The sequence below is a fragment of the Micromonospora sp. SCSIO 07396 genome (genome assembly GCF_053667945.1).
In genome coordinates this window covers 620,873-635,552 of record NZ_CM132210.1, presented here as the reverse complement: position 1 = coordinate 635,552, position 14,680 = coordinate 620,873, and the positions used below count along the sequence as shown (strand labels likewise).

Sequence of the window (14,680 nt, the reverse complement as noted above, 5' to 3'; positions counted from 1 at the left end):
GATACAAGCTCAGCGGGACGCGTCGGAGGGATGGCTGAGCAGGCCCAGGTCGATCGCGTGCAGGACGAACTCCGCCGCGTTCACCGCCGCCTGGTGCCGGTGGGTGTCCGACTTCTTGGCGGTGCCCCAGTCGGAGATGCCCCGGACCGCGATCCACTCCACCTTCCGCGTGGCCGCGACGCCGTTGAGCAGGTGTGACTCCATGTCCCCGGCGACCGCGTCCGGGTGCCGACGGCGCAGTTCCACGATCGCCTCGTCCGAGCGGTACAGGGTGGTGGAGCCGAGGATCGGGCCGATGTGCACGGCCGGCCCGGACCAGCTGTCGGCCGCGGCGGTGAGGACGCCGAGCAGTTCCGCGGACGGGCTGGGTCGGGGTCCCCGGTCCAGCCGGTGCGCCCTGCCGTCGACGTCGGTGACGGCCTGGTGGGCCACATCGCGGGTCTGACGCGAGACCGCGATGTCACCGAGCGCCTGCTCGCCGGGGTGCAGCCCGAAACAGGTGCCGACGAGCACCAGGTAGCGCGGACGCCACTGACTGATGATGCTCGTGGCCACCTGGGCCACCCCGGCCGAGGAACTCGGATCGCCTACCGCACTGGCGAGCATCAGTTCCGCGCCGGCCACCGTACCGAGCCGGTGGACGGTGTGCGGGGAACGCCGTTCCAGGTACGGCTTCGCCCCACGCCGGCGGAACACGTCGAGGGTGGCCCGCTGCTCACCCGGGGTGGCGACCAGCAGCAGGATCTTCGGGCGGGCCAGCACGGCTTCGGTCTCCTCGTCGAATCGCTTGTTCATCCGGTCGACCGCCCGCCACACCTGCTGCAACGCCACCACCGCCACCGGAACGGTCATCAGCGCCATGATGCTCACCAGCCAGCCGAGCAGCGCCATGCCGGGGCTCTGGGGACGGAGGTCCGGCGGGTCGGACAGGAGCAGCCGCTGCCCGAGCCAGCGCAGTGCCTCGCCGTACCCCGTCGGGCGGCCGGCGCACCGGTCGCCGCAGGACCGCCGTTCCTGGTCGGCCACCAGGTGGGCGAGCATCAGCAGTACGCCGGCACTGCCGAAGACGTACCAGAGGAAGAAGCTGGCGGTGTTGAAGGTCCGCTTCGCGCCGCCCGGCACCTGGTCGCGCGGTTCGAGCACGACCACGTCGGTGCCGACGCCGAACGGCAGGCCCACCCGCTGCTGGCGGGGCACCGCCTCCCGCATGGCGGTGGTGGTGATGCCGTTGACCAGGCAGAGCAGCACCTCGGTGACGAACACGCCGTCCGGTTGGCCGCCCTGCGGTTCGCTGGCGGCGCGCACCCGCCTGACCACGAGTCGACTGAGCCGGTCGGAGACCTCACGCATCAGGTCACCCGCCCGGCCCGCGTCCGTCTCGTGGCACAGCGGCATCGACCACTGCCGGGCCGGTAGCGACTCGGCGGCGAGCTCGCCCGCACGGCGGCGGCGCAACGACCGGAGCAGGCCGCGGAACCCGGCGGCGACGACACCGGACACGCAGAACGTCACGTACAGCATGCCGAGCAGGGCGAGCACGATCGCCGTACGCCAGAGGTGCAGTGGCACGCAGCCGAGTGCCGCCACCACCGCCAGTGCCGGCGGGCCGGCGAAGCAGAGCGTCTCCCAGCGCCGGTCCACGATCCGCAGCAGCAGCAGCAGCCGCAACCCACCCGCGGTGTATGGCTCATCCATCGTCATCGGCGGCTTCAGCAGGGCGAACGAGTCCGGGCCGCGCCAGACGAGCCGCCCCTCGTGGGCGGCGACGACGAGCATCACGCCCAGTGGGCCACGCCCCCGGAACCAGCCCATGGTGCCCTCGGGCCGCACGGTGCGGTACGCCTGCCGCCCGTGTTCGGCGCGGCGTACCGCACGGGCCGCCGCCCGGGCCACCGCGAACGGCAGGTGGCGGGAGTCGACGACCTCGGCGGCGGTCACAGCACCCGCTCCACGGCCGCGGTGGCGAAGTCCCGTACCAGCGAACGCAGCCGGTCGAACAGCGGCCCGGCGCTGCGGGAGACCAGGTAGTGCGGCAGGTCGCCCCGCTCCACCTGCTCCCCCGGCCCGGGCGGGGTCATCAGGTACGGCGAGGTCAGGATGAGGGCGCACGGGTCGTCGAGGTCGGTGGCGAGGCAGGCCATGCCGGGATAGCCGGGGGTCTGGTACACCTCCAGCCGGTCGGCCAGCGCACCGTGACGCTGCCTGAACTGGCGCAGGTGGCTCAGCGCCTCACGGGTCTTGTCGGCCAACTGCTCGCCGCGTTGCGCGGACAGCAGCCGGGTCGCCTCGGAAGCCGGGTCCATCAGCACGCAGCGGTAGGTGCCGCCGCGGCCGAGGAAGTCCAGGACCGCGTCCCGGAAGTGCGCCGGCCGTTCGGTGGTCACCAGGTAGCGCGACGCGGTACGCAGCGAGGTGCCCAGGTCGACGACCTCGGTGGCCGCCGCCCGGACCATCCGGGTCTTCTCGAACTGGCTGGGTCGCTCGACGTACCCGTGCACCGGGACGCCACCGGCGAGCCCCCGGGCGGCCAGCCAGCTCGCCGCCGCCCCACCGGCGTGGGTGTCGGCGGCGTACAGGTGGATCTGCCGACCCTCGAACTCGCCGACCGGGGTGAACAGGTCGGCGTACGGGCCGGCGACCCGTACGACGTCGGAGGAGACCGCCACGGTGTCCGGCGGGGCGGCCTTCTCCAGGTGCGCCACGAAGTTGATGTCGGGCGAGTAGATGGTGCCCTCGTTGCCCTCGCCCCGGTAGCGGATCGAACCCTTGTGCACGGCGACCCGCAGCCGCAGGGAACCGTCGATGCCGAGCCGGGCGAACTCGTCGCGCAGATGCGGCAGGTCCAGGGTCAGCAGGCGGTGGACGAATTCGAGGGTGACGTCGCGGGCCACGCTCTCCTCGTCGTCGTGGACGATGAGGAATCCGCCGTCGCCGGCCCACCGCCATGGCCGTGCGTAGCCGACCCGTCGCTGTTCGGCTATCGTGGCTAGCCGTTCGGTCACCTTACGATGCAACAGGTCGAATGCCTGACCGGCCTGATCACGCGGATTGTGCGCCACCACGTTCGAATGACCGGCCGCGTCAACGAAGATCAGAAACACATTGTCGTACGTTCGGTTGACCTGAAAGGTATCCATCGTCAGTTACGCACCCGCTCCACACTGGGCCAGAATTCCGGACGTCGGCGCATCCGGTAACTGTGCCGGAAAATGACGTGAACAACTACATGAGGAGACCGACTTGACGCATCGAGAGGCATCCTCGACCGGCCGGACGACGCCCACCCCACCGGGCGGACGGAATACCACGGACCATCCGTCGCCCGTGCCGGGTACGTTTCTCGCCCAACTCTCACCGGCCGACCGGGAACGGCTCGCCGCCATCGCGACGGTCCGGCCGCACGCCGCCCGGGTCGACCTGTTCCACCAGGGCGACCCGTCGCGGTACGTGCTGGTTCTGCTCAGCGGTTGGATCAAGGTCACCTCGGTGTCCCGGGACGGCCAGGAGGCGTTGCTCGCCCTGCGTGGCCCCGGCGACATCATCGGCGACCTGGCCGCGATCGACGGCGGCGTCCGCTCCGGCACGGTGACCACCCTGACCGCCCTGCAGGCGTACGTCATCGACGGTCCACAGTTCGTGGACCTGGTGGTCAGCCAGCCGGGGCTCGCCCTCGGTCTGCTGCGGCACCTCGCCCGCGGACTGCGGCAGTCGGACATCAAGCGGCTGGAGTACGTCTCCGCGAGCAGCTTCGGTCGGCTGGCCGGCCTGCTGTCGGACCTCGCCGACGAGCACGGCCGACGCACCCCGGAGGGGATCGTCATCGACCTGCCGCTGTCCCAGCGGGAACTGGCCACCGCCGCCGCGACGTCGCGGGAGGCGGTCGCCCGGGCGATGCGCGCGCTGCGGGAACGCGACATCGTCCGCACCGGTCGACGGGAGATCGTCATCGTCGCGCCCGAGGTGCTGCGTGCCCTGCACCGGTCCACTCCGGACACCCGTCGCGGCTGAGCGACGACGCCGGCACCTACGGGCCCGTTCACACCAGTGTCCCGATCAGACAGACACCACTCGCGGCGAGGCTGACGATCGCGCTGCGGACCAGCCGGTACTTGGTGGTGACCCGGGCGCTGGTCCACCGGAGTTCGGCGAGGGCCGCGCCCAACGGCTGGGTCGCGGTCTCGCGGAGCGCCCCGACGAGGTCGTCGTGGCGCAGCACGTCGCCGAAGTAGGAGACGTGGCTGTCAGGTGAGGTGCCGCCGAGCCGGGGCAGCAGCGCGAGCGCCGACATCAGCACCGCCCCGGCCCACAGCAGGCAGGCGACCCACCACCAGCCGCCCCGGGTCACGACGGCCAGCCCACTGCCGGGCCCGGCCGCCAGGGCCGCCGCGGCGATGGTTCCGGCGACGCCGAGCGTCTGGGTCGCCTTCGTGTCGGCCCGGCGCAGTTCGTGCCGGTTGTCGGTGAGCAATTGGCGTGCGTAGTGCAGGGTCCGCTCGTCGTCCGACCGGCCGCCGCCCCGTCCATCCGTGTCTCCCATGTCACCCAGCGTGCCTCCCGCTATCGCGTGCGTCCGCGTCGAACTACACCGTCGGAATGTGTCAGTTGACGCACCGGCCGGCGCGGCCCGGCACGACCATGAATTCATGGACCAGCCATGCCCCCTGCCCTGCGCAGCGCCACCGGTCCGCACCTGCGCGCCGGTCCACAGACAGATTTCCGTCAGTTCGCCGCGGTAGTCGTCCGTCCGGACCGCCAATGCCGCCGAATCAGTTCCCCCGGATCCGCGCTCTTCCGCCAGCCACGCTCTCCAACCGGCCGGGCCAATTCCACCGAACATCGATTTACGGGTCACCTTCGACCAGTATTCGGGACTGGTGATCCGAAAGCGGCGATCCGGTGTAGACAGTCGGGGCGGTTGTCCCCCTAAGGTCGTCCGAACCCTTTCCATTCACCCCACCGCGGAGCTCTGTCGCAATTCCGACTGACTTTCCGAGAGGCATTGCCAATGCGTTTCACGAGTACACGTGCTGTCGCCGACGGCCGGGCGGCCCCCGGCCGCGCCGTGCTCGACGACGTTCCGACGCCGGTCCGGCCGCCGTGGTGGCGTCGGTTGCTCCGCCCGCTGCTCACCGGCCTGCTGATCCTGGCGTTGCTGGCCGTCTGCGCGGTGCGGATCCACGACTGGCTCGGCCCCCCGGACAGCCTCGACCAGGCGGTCCTGGAGGGGGCCCGCAAGGTCGCCGGCCCGGTCTGTATCGATGAGATCCAGGACGTCTCCGGTTCGATGACGCAGTACACGGCCCTGCGTGAACAGGCGGTCGGTCAGCTCTTCGAGTTCGCCCAACGGGAGTTGGAGGCCACCGACCAACTGGCCGAGGCCGTGTTCAGCGGCACCGCCGGGGTGACCATGCCGCCGACCTCGCTGCACGCGCTGCCGGCCCGCCGGCCCGCGCCCGCGCCCGGCGACGGCACGCTCATGGCGCCCGCGATCCGCGCCCTGACCGTGGCGGACCGTCAGGCCGACCGCACCTGCGCCGCCCGCGCCCTCGTCGCCGTCACCGACGGCGAGGTGCACGACGACGTCGCCGAGCTGCGTGACGCGCTCGTCGACGGCGCGTACACGCGGATGTACCTGGTGGTGCCCGGCCTGACCGGTGGTCGGCCGGACGTGTTCACCGGCGACGTGCTGGACGGGGTGGTGGTGCGCCGGTTCACCAACGCCCGCCGCCTGGGCGTCATCTTCGGCGAGGTCTTCGCCGAACTCCTGGGCGTCGAACTGCGCCACCGCCAGATCGAGAACAGTCGGCCCTGAGGGGACGTCCGACGAGCCCACCACGTATCTGAAGGAGACGCCCCCATGCCACGTCAGACAGCAGCCCTGTCCCACCCGCACTGGGACCGCCCGCCGGCGGGCCCCATCCGCTACCGCCTCACCGCACGCATCGCCGACTGGTGGAACGGCCGCCAGGACGCCCGCGCCGGGCTACCCGCCGTGGGGCCCGACCCCGCGCCGAGGGGGACGCCCCACAACCGGTCCGTCGCCTTCACCCCCCACCTGGAGAAGCTGCGGCGGATGGCGAACGACGCCATGCACCACGAACTGGTGCACCTCCAGCAGGAGGTCGCCAGTCCGGCGTTGCAACTCGCCCGGACCGAGGCCCAACTCGTCGAGGCCGAGCAGGCCCTGGTCCGGGCGCGGGAGGCACTGCAGAACCTGACCGCGCCGACCGAGGACGAGCTGACGGCACGCCGGGCCGGCGAGACCGACACCGACGCGTCGGTCGTCCGCAAGCGGCGGCTGGCCCCGTACCTCGAACGGCGGGCCGGGTTGGAGGCCCGCCGCCAGGAGGCCGAGAGCGAGCTGGTCCGCCTCCGGCAGACGCGGGCGGAGACCCGCGAGCGGCTCGCCCGGAGCCGGACCGTCGCCGCCGCCCGCGCCGAGCGCATCCACGAGCACTCCTGGCGGCGCATCGGCAGCTACTGGCAGCGGCTCGTCCGCAAACACCCGGACGGCGAGGAGCTCAACCGCACGCTACAGCCGGGAGGCCCCGAGCTGCCGGGCTGGGTCCACCCCACCGACGGGCGCGGGGCCACCGGCGACACCGCCGACGGCCGACCGGAAACGACGTGAGGAGCGACAGAGACATGAAGGCGTTGTGGAACCGTACCGGCCGCACGATCCGCGGGATGCTGTCGCGCCGCCGCCCCACCTCCGGGAGCAGGCCCGCCGACCCGACGACGGGGCCGCTGCGCATCGACGCCCCGAAACCCCTGGACCCCGACGCGCAGCACGAACGCGACGCCTCGGCGGCCCGGGAGCGGGTGGTGCGGCTGGTCTCGGAGCTGACTCCACGCGGCACCGACGAGGGCACCGCAGCGGCCCTCGACAACATGATCAATTACTGGGCCGACGGCTGGCTCGCCGACATCGAAACCGAGCGTCTCAACGCCCACACCGTGGTGGACGCCCTGGTCGGCGAGGTCATGCCGAGGCAGGAGCGGCTCCGGATGGCCTCCGAGGGCGCGCTCGACCGGCTTCGACAGGCCCGGGAGAACCACGAGCTGGCCCGGGCCCTGCTCGCCGGCGGGGCCGCCCCCACCGACCGACCGGCCAAGGAGGACTGACATGACCGTCACCGGTACCCACACCCCACCGCCCGGCAGCAGCATGCCCGGCGGCCGGTACGTCGACACGGCGTTGCTCACCGGCCGCCCGGGGACCCTGCTCGGCGCGCTGGTCGAGACGGTGGTCCTGGTGCTGGCCGCCGGCGCCGACATCGCGGCCTTCTACAACGCCCTGTCCAGCGGGATCGGCGACAATACCTACCTGCTGTACATGCTGGTCGCCGGGTTCACCGCCGTCGCGCTCCTGCTCGCCCACGGGTTCGGGCGGATCTACCGCGACCTCGACCAGCGGGCACCCGGTGCCCGCCGGCTGATGCTGTACGCCTGCCTGACCGGTTGGGCCCTGCTGGGTATCGCCGCCTTCGTCTCCCGGCTGCTGCTGGCCGACGTGGACGTCGGTCCGGGATTCGGTACCTCCGGTGCCGGCGGTTCCACCGCCGGTGGCTCCGGACAGGAAGAGGCGCAGACGGCCCGGGTGCTGGCGATCCTCTTCCTCGCGCTGTACATCGGCACCGGGATGGCGGCCGCGGTGGTCGCCTACTGGAACCACAACTCGCTGGCGCACGCCTACCACCGGAGCAACCGCCGACTGGCCTGGGCCCGCTGGTGGGCCAAGCGGCGGGTGGGGGCGCACGAGAAGGTCCTCTCCCGGCACCGGCAGCGCTACAACGAGTGGGCGCGTGCCGAGGCGGCCCACGCGGCGGCCCGTGCCAAGCGGCTGGCGCTCGCCGAGGAACTCAAGCAGTTGGCCCGGCAGCGGATGGCAGCGGCCGGTCAGGACCCGGCCACCACCGACGGCCTGTTCACCCCGGACCGGTACGGCACGCCGACGCCGTCGCCGTACCGCGAGCACCGGCCGGACGGGTAGCGCACCGGCCGGCACGCCCCAGAACCCGACACCCACGAACCCACACCACAACTGGAGCTGACACATGGCTGTTGTCCAACCGCCGCGAACCCGACCCCGGGCCGGCCGGCGGCAGCGGGCGGCCCTCCTGGCCGTTCTGCTGCTCGCCGCCGCGGTCCTCACCGGATGCGACGACGGCCCGCAGCACGAGGAACCCGTCGAGGCCGGCTGCCTGTCGTCGGGCGTGGCCATGTCCCTGGCCATCGGGGCCCGGGCGAACAGCCCGACGCCCGCCCTTCCCGCCCTGGTCGAGGACCTCGCCCGCAGCGCCGCCCGGAAGCACAAGGGAGTGTCCGTGGTCCAGATCGACGGACGCGTCGACGTGGACCTGGAACCGCAGGTCTTCAACAGCAAGGCGCAGAACCCGAACAAGTACGGGAAGGACCTGGACCGGTGGCTCGACGGCCTGCGCCAGTGGGTCGCCACGATGCGGGCCGACGAACCCGAGGCCGACGTGCTGAAAGCGTTGGACGTCGCCGGCGCGCAGGTCGGCCCCGGTGACACCGTCGTCCTGGTCGACTCCGGCCTGCAGACCACCGCGCCGCTGGACTTCCGCACCAGGGGCATGCTGGACGCCGACCCCACCGACGTGGTCGAGTTCCTCCGCCGGGCCGACGCCCTACCCGACCTCGCGGACCGCCGCGTCCTGCTGGTGGGATTGGGCAACACCGCGCCACCGCAGGCGGAACTGGGCGTGGCCCAGAAACGGCACGTGGTCGAGATCTGGACCGCCATCGCCCGGGCCGGCGGCGCGAGCTGCGTGGAACTGCGGGAGGCGGCCAACGGCAAGCACAGCGACGTCGACTCGCCGACGGTCAGCGTGGTACCGGTCACCGAATCCCCCACCTTCACCCCGTGCGGGGTGACCGTGCTGCCCGACGACGGCGAGGTCGGCTTCGTCCCCGACTCGGCGACGTTCCGGGACCCGGCCAGGGCCCGTGCCGCCCTGGCCAAGCTCGCCGCGCTGCTCGAACGGGGCAGATCCACCGTCGAGCTGATCGGCACCACCTCGTCCGCCGGGACGGAATCCGGTCGCCTCACGCTGTCCCGGGACCGGGCCCGGGCGGTCGAGACCGTACTACGGTCGCTCGGCGTGCCGCCGGAGCGGATGTCCAGCCGGGGGGTCGGCGCCAACTGGCCGGACCGGCGGCCGGACCGCGGACCGGACGGCGAACTCCTGCCCGGTCCGGCGGCGCAGAACCGCACGGTGGTCGTCCGGATCTCGTGCGGCTGAGCCCCCACCCGCCGTCGACCGGGCGCGCAGCGGGGCCGGGCTGAGCGGTGGTCGAGGGGGCGGCGCGGTGACCGGGCCGCCCCCTCGACCGGATCAGAGCAGGCGGCCGGAGCGGTCGCGGGCGACGATGCCGTCGAGTCGTACGCCGGGGGTGAGGTCGACCGGGTCGAACCAGAAGACCACCAGTTCCGGGTCGGTGCTCCAACGGGCCAGCCGGGCGTCGACCTGCCGGCCGCCGGCGGTGCCGACGATCCGGGTCGCCGGCCCGACGAAGTACCCGAACGTCGGCACCGGCGGGCGGGTGTCGTCCGGGGGGGTCGCCTCGGCGTACCCGATCTCGTGGAAGCCCGGTCGCCGGTCGCTGCCCTGCACGTCGTTGATGAGCATGTCGTTGGTCAACTCGCCGGCGGGGCTACGGCGGCCGGCCATCAACCCGACCCGCACCCTGGGCCCCTCCGGCACGTCGACCGCCACCAGGTAGAACACCCGCTGGTCGACGCCGTACCGGATGCCGGTGTCGATCACCTCCCCGATCGGCTGCTGGGGGGGCCTCCACCGGGTGGGTCCGGGGGTCGGCGGCGACGTCGCCGGAGGCGTCGCGCCGGGCACGGTGGCGGCGGGGGCGGGTGGGCGGTCCGGTGCCGGCGGCCGGGTCCACCGCACGCCGAGCCCCACACCGCCGGCCACCAGCACGGTGACCAGCGCCGTCGCGCCCGCTCCGACGAGGCGGCGGCGTCGGCGCAGCCGCCGGCCGTCGCGCATGATCGCGGTCAGGTCGAGGTCCTCCGGGTACGGCTGTTCGGTCGCCCGCATCGCCAGGCGGAACTGCTCCAGCTCGGTCATCGGCAGGTCCCCTGGGTCGCCGGGGTCCCGGTGGCGCGCAGCTTCTGCAACGCCCGGGAACCGGTGCTCTTCACCGTGCCCAGCGAGACCCCCAGTTCGCGCGCCACCTGTGCCTCCGGTAGGTCGAAGTAGTAGCGGAGCACGACGATGGCCCGCTCGCGGGGGCTGAGCGCGCCGAGGATGTCGAGCAGCCAACGGCGGGTGGCCACGTCGTCGGCGACGTCGCCGCGCCGCTGCTCGGGCAGGTCGTCGGTGGGGTACTCCCGGATCGGCCGCCGCCACCCGTCGACCAGGTGGTTGACCAGCACCGTACGGGCGTACCCGTAGGCGTCCTCGTCGCGGATCCGGGACCAGGACGCGTACGTGCGGACCAGGGCGGTCTGCGCGGCGTCCTCGGCCTGGTGGTGGTTGCCGGTCATCAGGAACGCGGCGTGCCTGAGCCGCCCGGAGGCGGACCTGGCGAACTCGACGAACTCGGCGTCACCCCGGGCCATGCCGGCCCCTCCCGTTTGCCACGCCGGACAGGACGGGCGAAGGCACCGAAAGGTTGAGTCCCGACGGGATCAACTGTTCCGGCGGACCGCCCGTCCTTCCCGCTGCCCGCCGCCGCCCGGCGGTGGGCGGAGGAGGCACCATGGCGACGAAGGGTAGCCCCCGCCGCGGCGGTGGCCCACGGGGACGGCCGGTGACGGCGCTGCTGACGGTGGTCTGGCTGACCGGCTGCGGGCTGCCGGCGGCGGGCCGACCGGCGGCGACGCCCGCCTCGGCCCGGTCGGCGGGGCCGCCCTCCGTGGCCGGGACGGCGGCGGTAGCCGATCCGCCGGGCCGACCGGTCGGGTCGGCTGGCACGGCCGGGCCCGCCCCGGTCAGTTACCCGGCGGACGGGGCCAACCGCTGGCAGGTCGCGGCCGGTGAGCCGGCGACGCCCCGGGGCCCCGGCCGGTTGCTGCGGTACCGGGTGGCGGTGGAGCGCGACATCCGGGGGCTGCCGGTGGCGCAGTTCGCCGCCGAGGTCAGCGCGACGTTGACCGCCCCGCAGGGGTGGACCACGGGCGGGACGCTGCGGCTGTGGCGGGTCGGCCCCGGCGGCCCGGCCGACTTCACCGTCCACCTGGCCACCCCGGGCACCCGCGACGAGCTGTGCGGGGGCACGGCGGAAGGCTACACCTCGTGCCGCAACGGCGACCGGGTGGTGATCAACGTGGCGCGCTGGGTGAAGGGGGTGCCCGGGTACGGCGCGGACCTGGCCACCTACCGACGGTACGTGGTCAACCACGAGGTCGGGCACCGGCTCGGCCACGGCCACGAGCGGTGCCCGGGGCGGGGCCGGCCGGCTCCGGTGATGCAGCAGCAGACGCTGGGCCTGCACGGGTGCACCGCCAACGCCTCGCCGTACCGGGCGGGCAGGCGCTACTCGGGACCGTCAGGCGCGTACGCCGACCGGATTCCTCCGCCCGAGCCGGGCCGCGCGGGCTGACCGCCGCCAGGCCGGGTCGGCCGGACCGGCCGGGGGCGGCGGGGGCTGCGTACCATGCGGGACCGGGCATCCCCTCGTCCGGTGGAGGTAGCGACGGATGGCAGGCCAGCAGGACGGATACGCCCTCGGCGTCGACCTGGGCACGTCCAACACGGTGGCCGTGCTGCGCTGGCCGGACGGCCGGACCCGACCGTTGCTCGTCGACGGGCAGCCGATCCTCCCCTCCGGGGTCTACGCCGACACCGAGGGCCGGTTGCACGTCGGCCGGGACGCCCAGCGGCTGGCCCAGGCGGACCCGACCCGGTACGAGCCCAACCCGAAACGTCGGGTGGACGAGCCGACCGTCCTGCTCGGTGACCGGTCGTACGCCCCGGCGGAACTGCTCGCCGCGACCCTGTGGGCGGTCGCCGAACAGGCGGTGGCGACCGTGGGGTTCCTGCCCCCGGCGGTGCTCACCTACCCCGCCGCCTGGGAGGCTCCCCGGCGGCAGGTGCTGCACGACGGGTTGGCGCTGGCCGGTTGGCCGTCGGCCGCCGAACACACCATGTCCGGTCCGGTGCCGGTGGGCACCCGGCTGCTGCGGGAACCGGTGGCGGCGGCCCGTTACTACACGGAGGTGCTGCGGCGGCCGGTGCCGGTGGGTGAGTCGGTCGCGGTGTTCGACTTCGGCGGCGGCACCCTGGACGTGGCGGTCGTCCGTAACGAGGGCGCCGACCCGTGGGGCGACTCGGGTTTCACGGTGATCGCCACCGGCGGGATGGCCGACCTCGGCGGGCTGGACCTCGACGCGGCCCTGCTCGCCCGGGTCGGTGAGCTGGTCGGCGACGGGCAGGCGGAACTCTGGGCCCGGCTGACCCGACCGGAGACGACCGGGCAGTGGCGGGACCGGCAGCAGCTCTGGGACAACGTGCGCGGGGCGAAGGAGATGCTGTCCCGGGTCACCGTGGCACCGGTCGCGGTGCCCGGCCTGGAGACCGCCGTCCCGCTCAGCCGGGCCGAACTGGAGCAACTCGCCACTCCCCTGCTCACCCGGGCGGTCACCCGCACCCGGGAGGTGGTCGCCGAGGCGGGCCTCACCCCGGACCGGCTGGCCGGATTGTTCCTCGTCGGCGGTTCGTCCCGGGTGCCGCTGGTGGCCCGGCTGCTGCACGCCGAGCTGGGGGTCGCGCCGACCGTGCTGGAGCAGCCCGAGCTGCCGGTGGCCGAGGGGGCGCTCACCGACCTGCCGCTGCCCCGGCCGGACCGGCGTCCCGGGCCGGCCGGCGCGGCCGGGGCCGCCCCGGCGCAGCCGCCGGACCCTGCGGCACAGGCCCCGCCCGCCCCGGCACAGGCGTCGGCCGCTGCGGTGCACGGCGTTGCGCCGGGGGCACCCGACGCCGCGTCCACCCCGGTCGGGTCCGGTGCAGGCACAGCCGCCACCCTGCCGGTGGGCGCGGCGCCCGCCGGCACGGGCCACACCCTCCTGCCGGGACCGGGTGCCGCCCGGCCGGCCGGACCCGGCGCGACGCTGGTGGCCGGGGCGGGCACTCCGCTCGGTGGGACGCCGGTGGCCGGGGCGGGTGGGACACCGGTGCCGATCCCGGGCGGGATGCCGCCGGGCGGGACCGTGCCGGGTGGCGTACCGGCCCAGGGGTATCCGGCGGGCTGGCCCGGCGTACCACCGGGGGCGGTGCCGCCGGGGACCGGTGCCGGCCCCGCGACGTCGGTGCGGCGCGGGCGTCGCCGGCTGTGGATCGGGCTCGGTGCGGGCCTGGCGCTGCTCGGCGTGCTCGGCGCGGCGGCCCTCTGGTTCACCCGGGACCGCTACCCGGCGTTGGAGTTCCACACCCTCACCGAGGTGGCCCGGCCCGCCGCCGCCGCCGACCGGCCGACGGCGATGTTCACCGCCGTGTTCGGCGACCGCGCCTACCTGGCCTACCAGCTTCCCGACGACCGGCTGACCGTGGTGGCGGTCGACGCCGGCACCGGGAAGGCGGCGTGGCGGACCACCGTCGCGGCCGACAGCGGACGGTGGGCCGGGGTCCGGGCGGTGCCGGGGGCGGTGCTGGCCGTCGCGGAGGCGGCCGGCGACAGCACCCCCCGCGACGTGGTGGTGCTCGACGCCGGTGACGGCGCGGAACGGTGGCGGTTGCCGGTGCACGGCGACGACGCGGTGCACGTCACCGGGGAGAAGCTGGTCTGGGTGGACCGCGCCGGCGCCCGCCTGGTCGGGCTGCGGTTGCGCGACGGCCGGCAGGACTGGACCCTGGACAACCCCCGCAGCGAGTACGGCGACACCCGCACCACGGTGCTGCGGGTGGGCACCGCGCAGAGCGTGGCCGGTCCCGCCGGGTTCGACGGCTCGTCCGACGCCCCCTGGCTCGGCGACGCCGACCAGCTGGTGCAGGTGGGGGCGGACCGTTCGGTCCGGGTGCTCGACATGGACAGCGGCAAGGTGGTGAGTCGCCGCGACGGGGTCGCCGACGTCAGCGACCGGATGGTCGCGTACGGCGACCGGTTGTACCTGGTGGCCGAGGACCGGGGATACAAGCTGCTCGGTTACGACCTGGGCAGCTTCGCCGAGCCGACGGTGCTCTACAGCGCGGGTGAGCAGCGGCGGGTCACCGCGCTGGTGGCCTGCGGCGAGCACCGGGCCTGCCTGCTGGAGGTGCCGGAGGCCGACACCGAGCGGACCGAGGTGGTCGCGGCCACCGAGGGCAAGGGCAGTCGCCGCTGGCCGGCGCCCGGCGGCCAGGGCCTGGTGCCGGTGGGTGAACACCTGCTCGTCCGGCGGGAGTCGCCGAAGACCACGGTGACCCTGTTCGACCCGGCCGGGAAGGCGGTGCTGACCGACCGCAAGGGCACGGCGGTCCGGGTCGACGCGGGTAACGTGCTGGTCTTCGCCGAGACGCCGAGCAGCGTCGAGGACGACCGGAGCCTGGCCGGGGTGTCGAAGTCCGGCGCGCTGACCGAGACGGGGCAGCTCCAGGGCGTCCGCAGCGAGTCGTGCGGGTGGAACACGTCGGTGATCGTCTGCGGGGCAGAGCGGGACTTCGTGCTGTACCGGTTCGCCGGGGACGGCTGACGGGCGACCGCCGGGGCCACCGGACACCAC

General features: G+C 74.0%; 13 protein-coding genes. 8 read left to right on the top strand and 5 right to left on the bottom strand.

Features of this window, described 5'->3' with window-relative positions:
- Positions 1–9 precede the first annotated feature (9 nt).
- Positions 10–1,938 (bottom strand): 5'-methylthioadenosine/S-adenosylhomocysteine nucleosidase family protein, encoded by a 1,929-nt coding sequence (locus ACWCHM_RS02945; RefSeq protein WP_454221430.1) that lies wholly within the window; start codon positions 1,936–1,938, stop codon positions 10–12.
- Complete coding sequence (locus ACWCHM_RS02940; protein ID WP_454221429.1) at positions 1,935–3,002, bottom strand: hypothetical protein; 1,068 nt, start codon at positions 3,000–3,002, stop codon at positions 1,935–1,937. Before ACWCHM_RS02940 ends, ACWCHM_RS02945 begins: the two co-directional genes overlap by 4 nt.
- Positions 3,003–3,324: 322 nt before the next feature.
- On the opposite strand from ACWCHM_RS02940, the gene ACWCHM_RS02935 reads away from it, so the two are divergent.
- On the top strand, positions 3,325–4,008 hold the full coding sequence (locus ACWCHM_RS02935) for a Crp/Fnr family transcriptional regulator (RefSeq protein WP_454221428.1): 684 nt from the start codon (positions 3,325–3,327) through the stop codon (positions 4,006–4,008).
- A 28-nt stretch (positions 4,009–4,036) separates the two neighbouring features.
- Here ACWCHM_RS02935 and ACWCHM_RS02930 read toward each other — a convergent pair whose 3' ends face one another.
- Complete coding sequence (locus ACWCHM_RS02930) at positions 4,037–4,537, bottom strand: Pycsar system effector family protein (protein ID WP_421490333.1); 501 nt, start codon at positions 4,535–4,537, stop codon at positions 4,037–4,039.
- Positions 4,538–5,005: 468 nt separating this feature from the next.
- Between ACWCHM_RS02930 and ACWCHM_RS02925 the strand changes: the two genes are divergently transcribed.
- The 5 genes from ACWCHM_RS02925 (at position 5,006) to ACWCHM_RS02905 (ending at position 9,266) form a co-directional block, all read left to right on the top strand.
- Complete coding sequence (locus ACWCHM_RS02925) at positions 5,006–5,812, top strand: VWA domain-containing protein (RefSeq protein WP_454221427.1); 807 nt, start codon at positions 5,006–5,008, stop codon at positions 5,810–5,812.
- 45 nt (positions 5,813–5,857) lie between these two features.
- A complete protein-coding gene (locus ACWCHM_RS02920; protein ID WP_454221426.1) occupies positions 5,858–6,631 on the top strand; it encodes a hypothetical protein in 774 nt (257 codons plus the stop codon).
- Complete coding sequence (locus ACWCHM_RS02915; RefSeq protein ID WP_454221425.1) at positions 6,628–7,125, top strand: hypothetical protein; 498 nt, start codon at positions 6,628–6,630, stop codon at positions 7,123–7,125. Before ACWCHM_RS02920 ends, ACWCHM_RS02915 begins: the two co-directional genes overlap by 4 nt.
- Before the next feature lies 1 nt (position 7,126).
- Positions 7,127–7,993 carry a hypothetical protein gene (locus ACWCHM_RS02910; RefSeq protein WP_454221424.1) on the top strand — a complete coding sequence of 289 codons (867 nt, stop codon included), beginning with the start codon at positions 7,127–7,129 and terminating at the stop codon, positions 7,991–7,993.
- Between the two features lie 64 nt (positions 7,994–8,057).
- Positions 8,058–9,266, top strand: a complete 1,209-nt coding sequence (locus tag ACWCHM_RS02905) for an OmpA family protein (protein ID WP_454221423.1) — start codon at positions 8,058–8,060, stop codon at positions 9,264–9,266.
- Positions 9,267–9,359: 93 nt separating this feature from the next.
- Here ACWCHM_RS02905 and ACWCHM_RS02900 read toward each other — a convergent pair whose 3' ends face one another.
- Positions 9,360–10,109 carry a hypothetical protein gene (locus tag ACWCHM_RS02900; protein WP_454221422.1) on the bottom strand — a complete coding sequence of 250 codons (750 nt, stop codon included), beginning with the start codon at positions 10,107–10,109 and terminating at the stop codon, positions 9,360–9,362.
- Positions 10,106–10,603: a SigE family RNA polymerase sigma factor gene (locus ACWCHM_RS02895; protein WP_204958122.1), complete on the bottom strand. Its 498-nt coding sequence runs from the start codon at positions 10,601–10,603 to the stop codon at positions 10,106–10,108. The genes ACWCHM_RS02900 and ACWCHM_RS02895 overlap by 4 nt, the downstream gene beginning before the upstream one ends.
- Before the next feature lie 191 nt (positions 10,604–10,794).
- Here ACWCHM_RS02895 and ACWCHM_RS02890 point away from each other — a divergent pair, with 191 nt between their 5' ends.
- Entirely contained in the window at positions 10,795–11,586 is a 792-nt protein-coding gene (locus ACWCHM_RS02890) for a DUF3152 domain-containing protein (RefSeq protein WP_454221421.1), read from the top strand.
- 97 nt (positions 11,587–11,683) lie between these two features.
- Complete coding sequence (locus tag ACWCHM_RS02885) at positions 11,684–14,650, top strand: Hsp70 family protein (RefSeq protein WP_454221420.1); 2,967 nt, start codon at positions 11,684–11,686, stop codon at positions 14,648–14,650.
- Positions 14,651–14,680: the final 30 nt, after the last annotated feature.

Excerpts from the sequence above, each read along its gene's own strand:
- ACWCHM_RS02930 (WP_421490333.1), bottom strand. The coding sequence starts at position 4,537 with ATGGGAGACACGGATGGACGGGGCGGCGGCCGGTCGGACGACGAGCGG.
- ACWCHM_RS02925 (WP_454221427.1), top strand. The coding sequence starts at position 5,006 with ATGCGTTTCACGAGTACACGTGCTGTCGCCGACGGCCGGGCGGCCCCC.
- ACWCHM_RS02920 (WP_454221426.1), top strand. The coding sequence starts at position 5,858 with ATGCCACGTCAGACAGCAGCCCTGTCCCACCCGCACTGGGACCGCCCG.
- ACWCHM_RS02910 (WP_454221424.1), top strand. The coding sequence starts at position 7,127 with ATGACCGTCACCGGTACCCACACCCCACCGCCCGGCAGCAGCATGCCC.
- ACWCHM_RS02905 (WP_454221423.1), top strand. The coding sequence starts at position 8,058 with ATGGCTGTTGTCCAACCGCCGCGAACCCGACCCCGGGCCGGCCGGCGG.
- ACWCHM_RS02900 (WP_454221422.1), bottom strand. The coding sequence starts at position 10,109 with ATGACCGAGCTGGAGCAGTTCCGCCTGGCGATGCGGGCGACCGAACAG.
- ACWCHM_RS02895 (WP_204958122.1), bottom strand. The coding sequence starts at position 10,603 with ATGGCCCGGGGTGACGCCGAGTTCGTCGAGTTCGCCAGGTCCGCCTCC.
- ACWCHM_RS02885 (WP_454221420.1), top strand. The coding sequence starts at position 11,684 with ATGGCAGGCCAGCAGGACGGATACGCCCTCGGCGTCGACCTGGGCACG.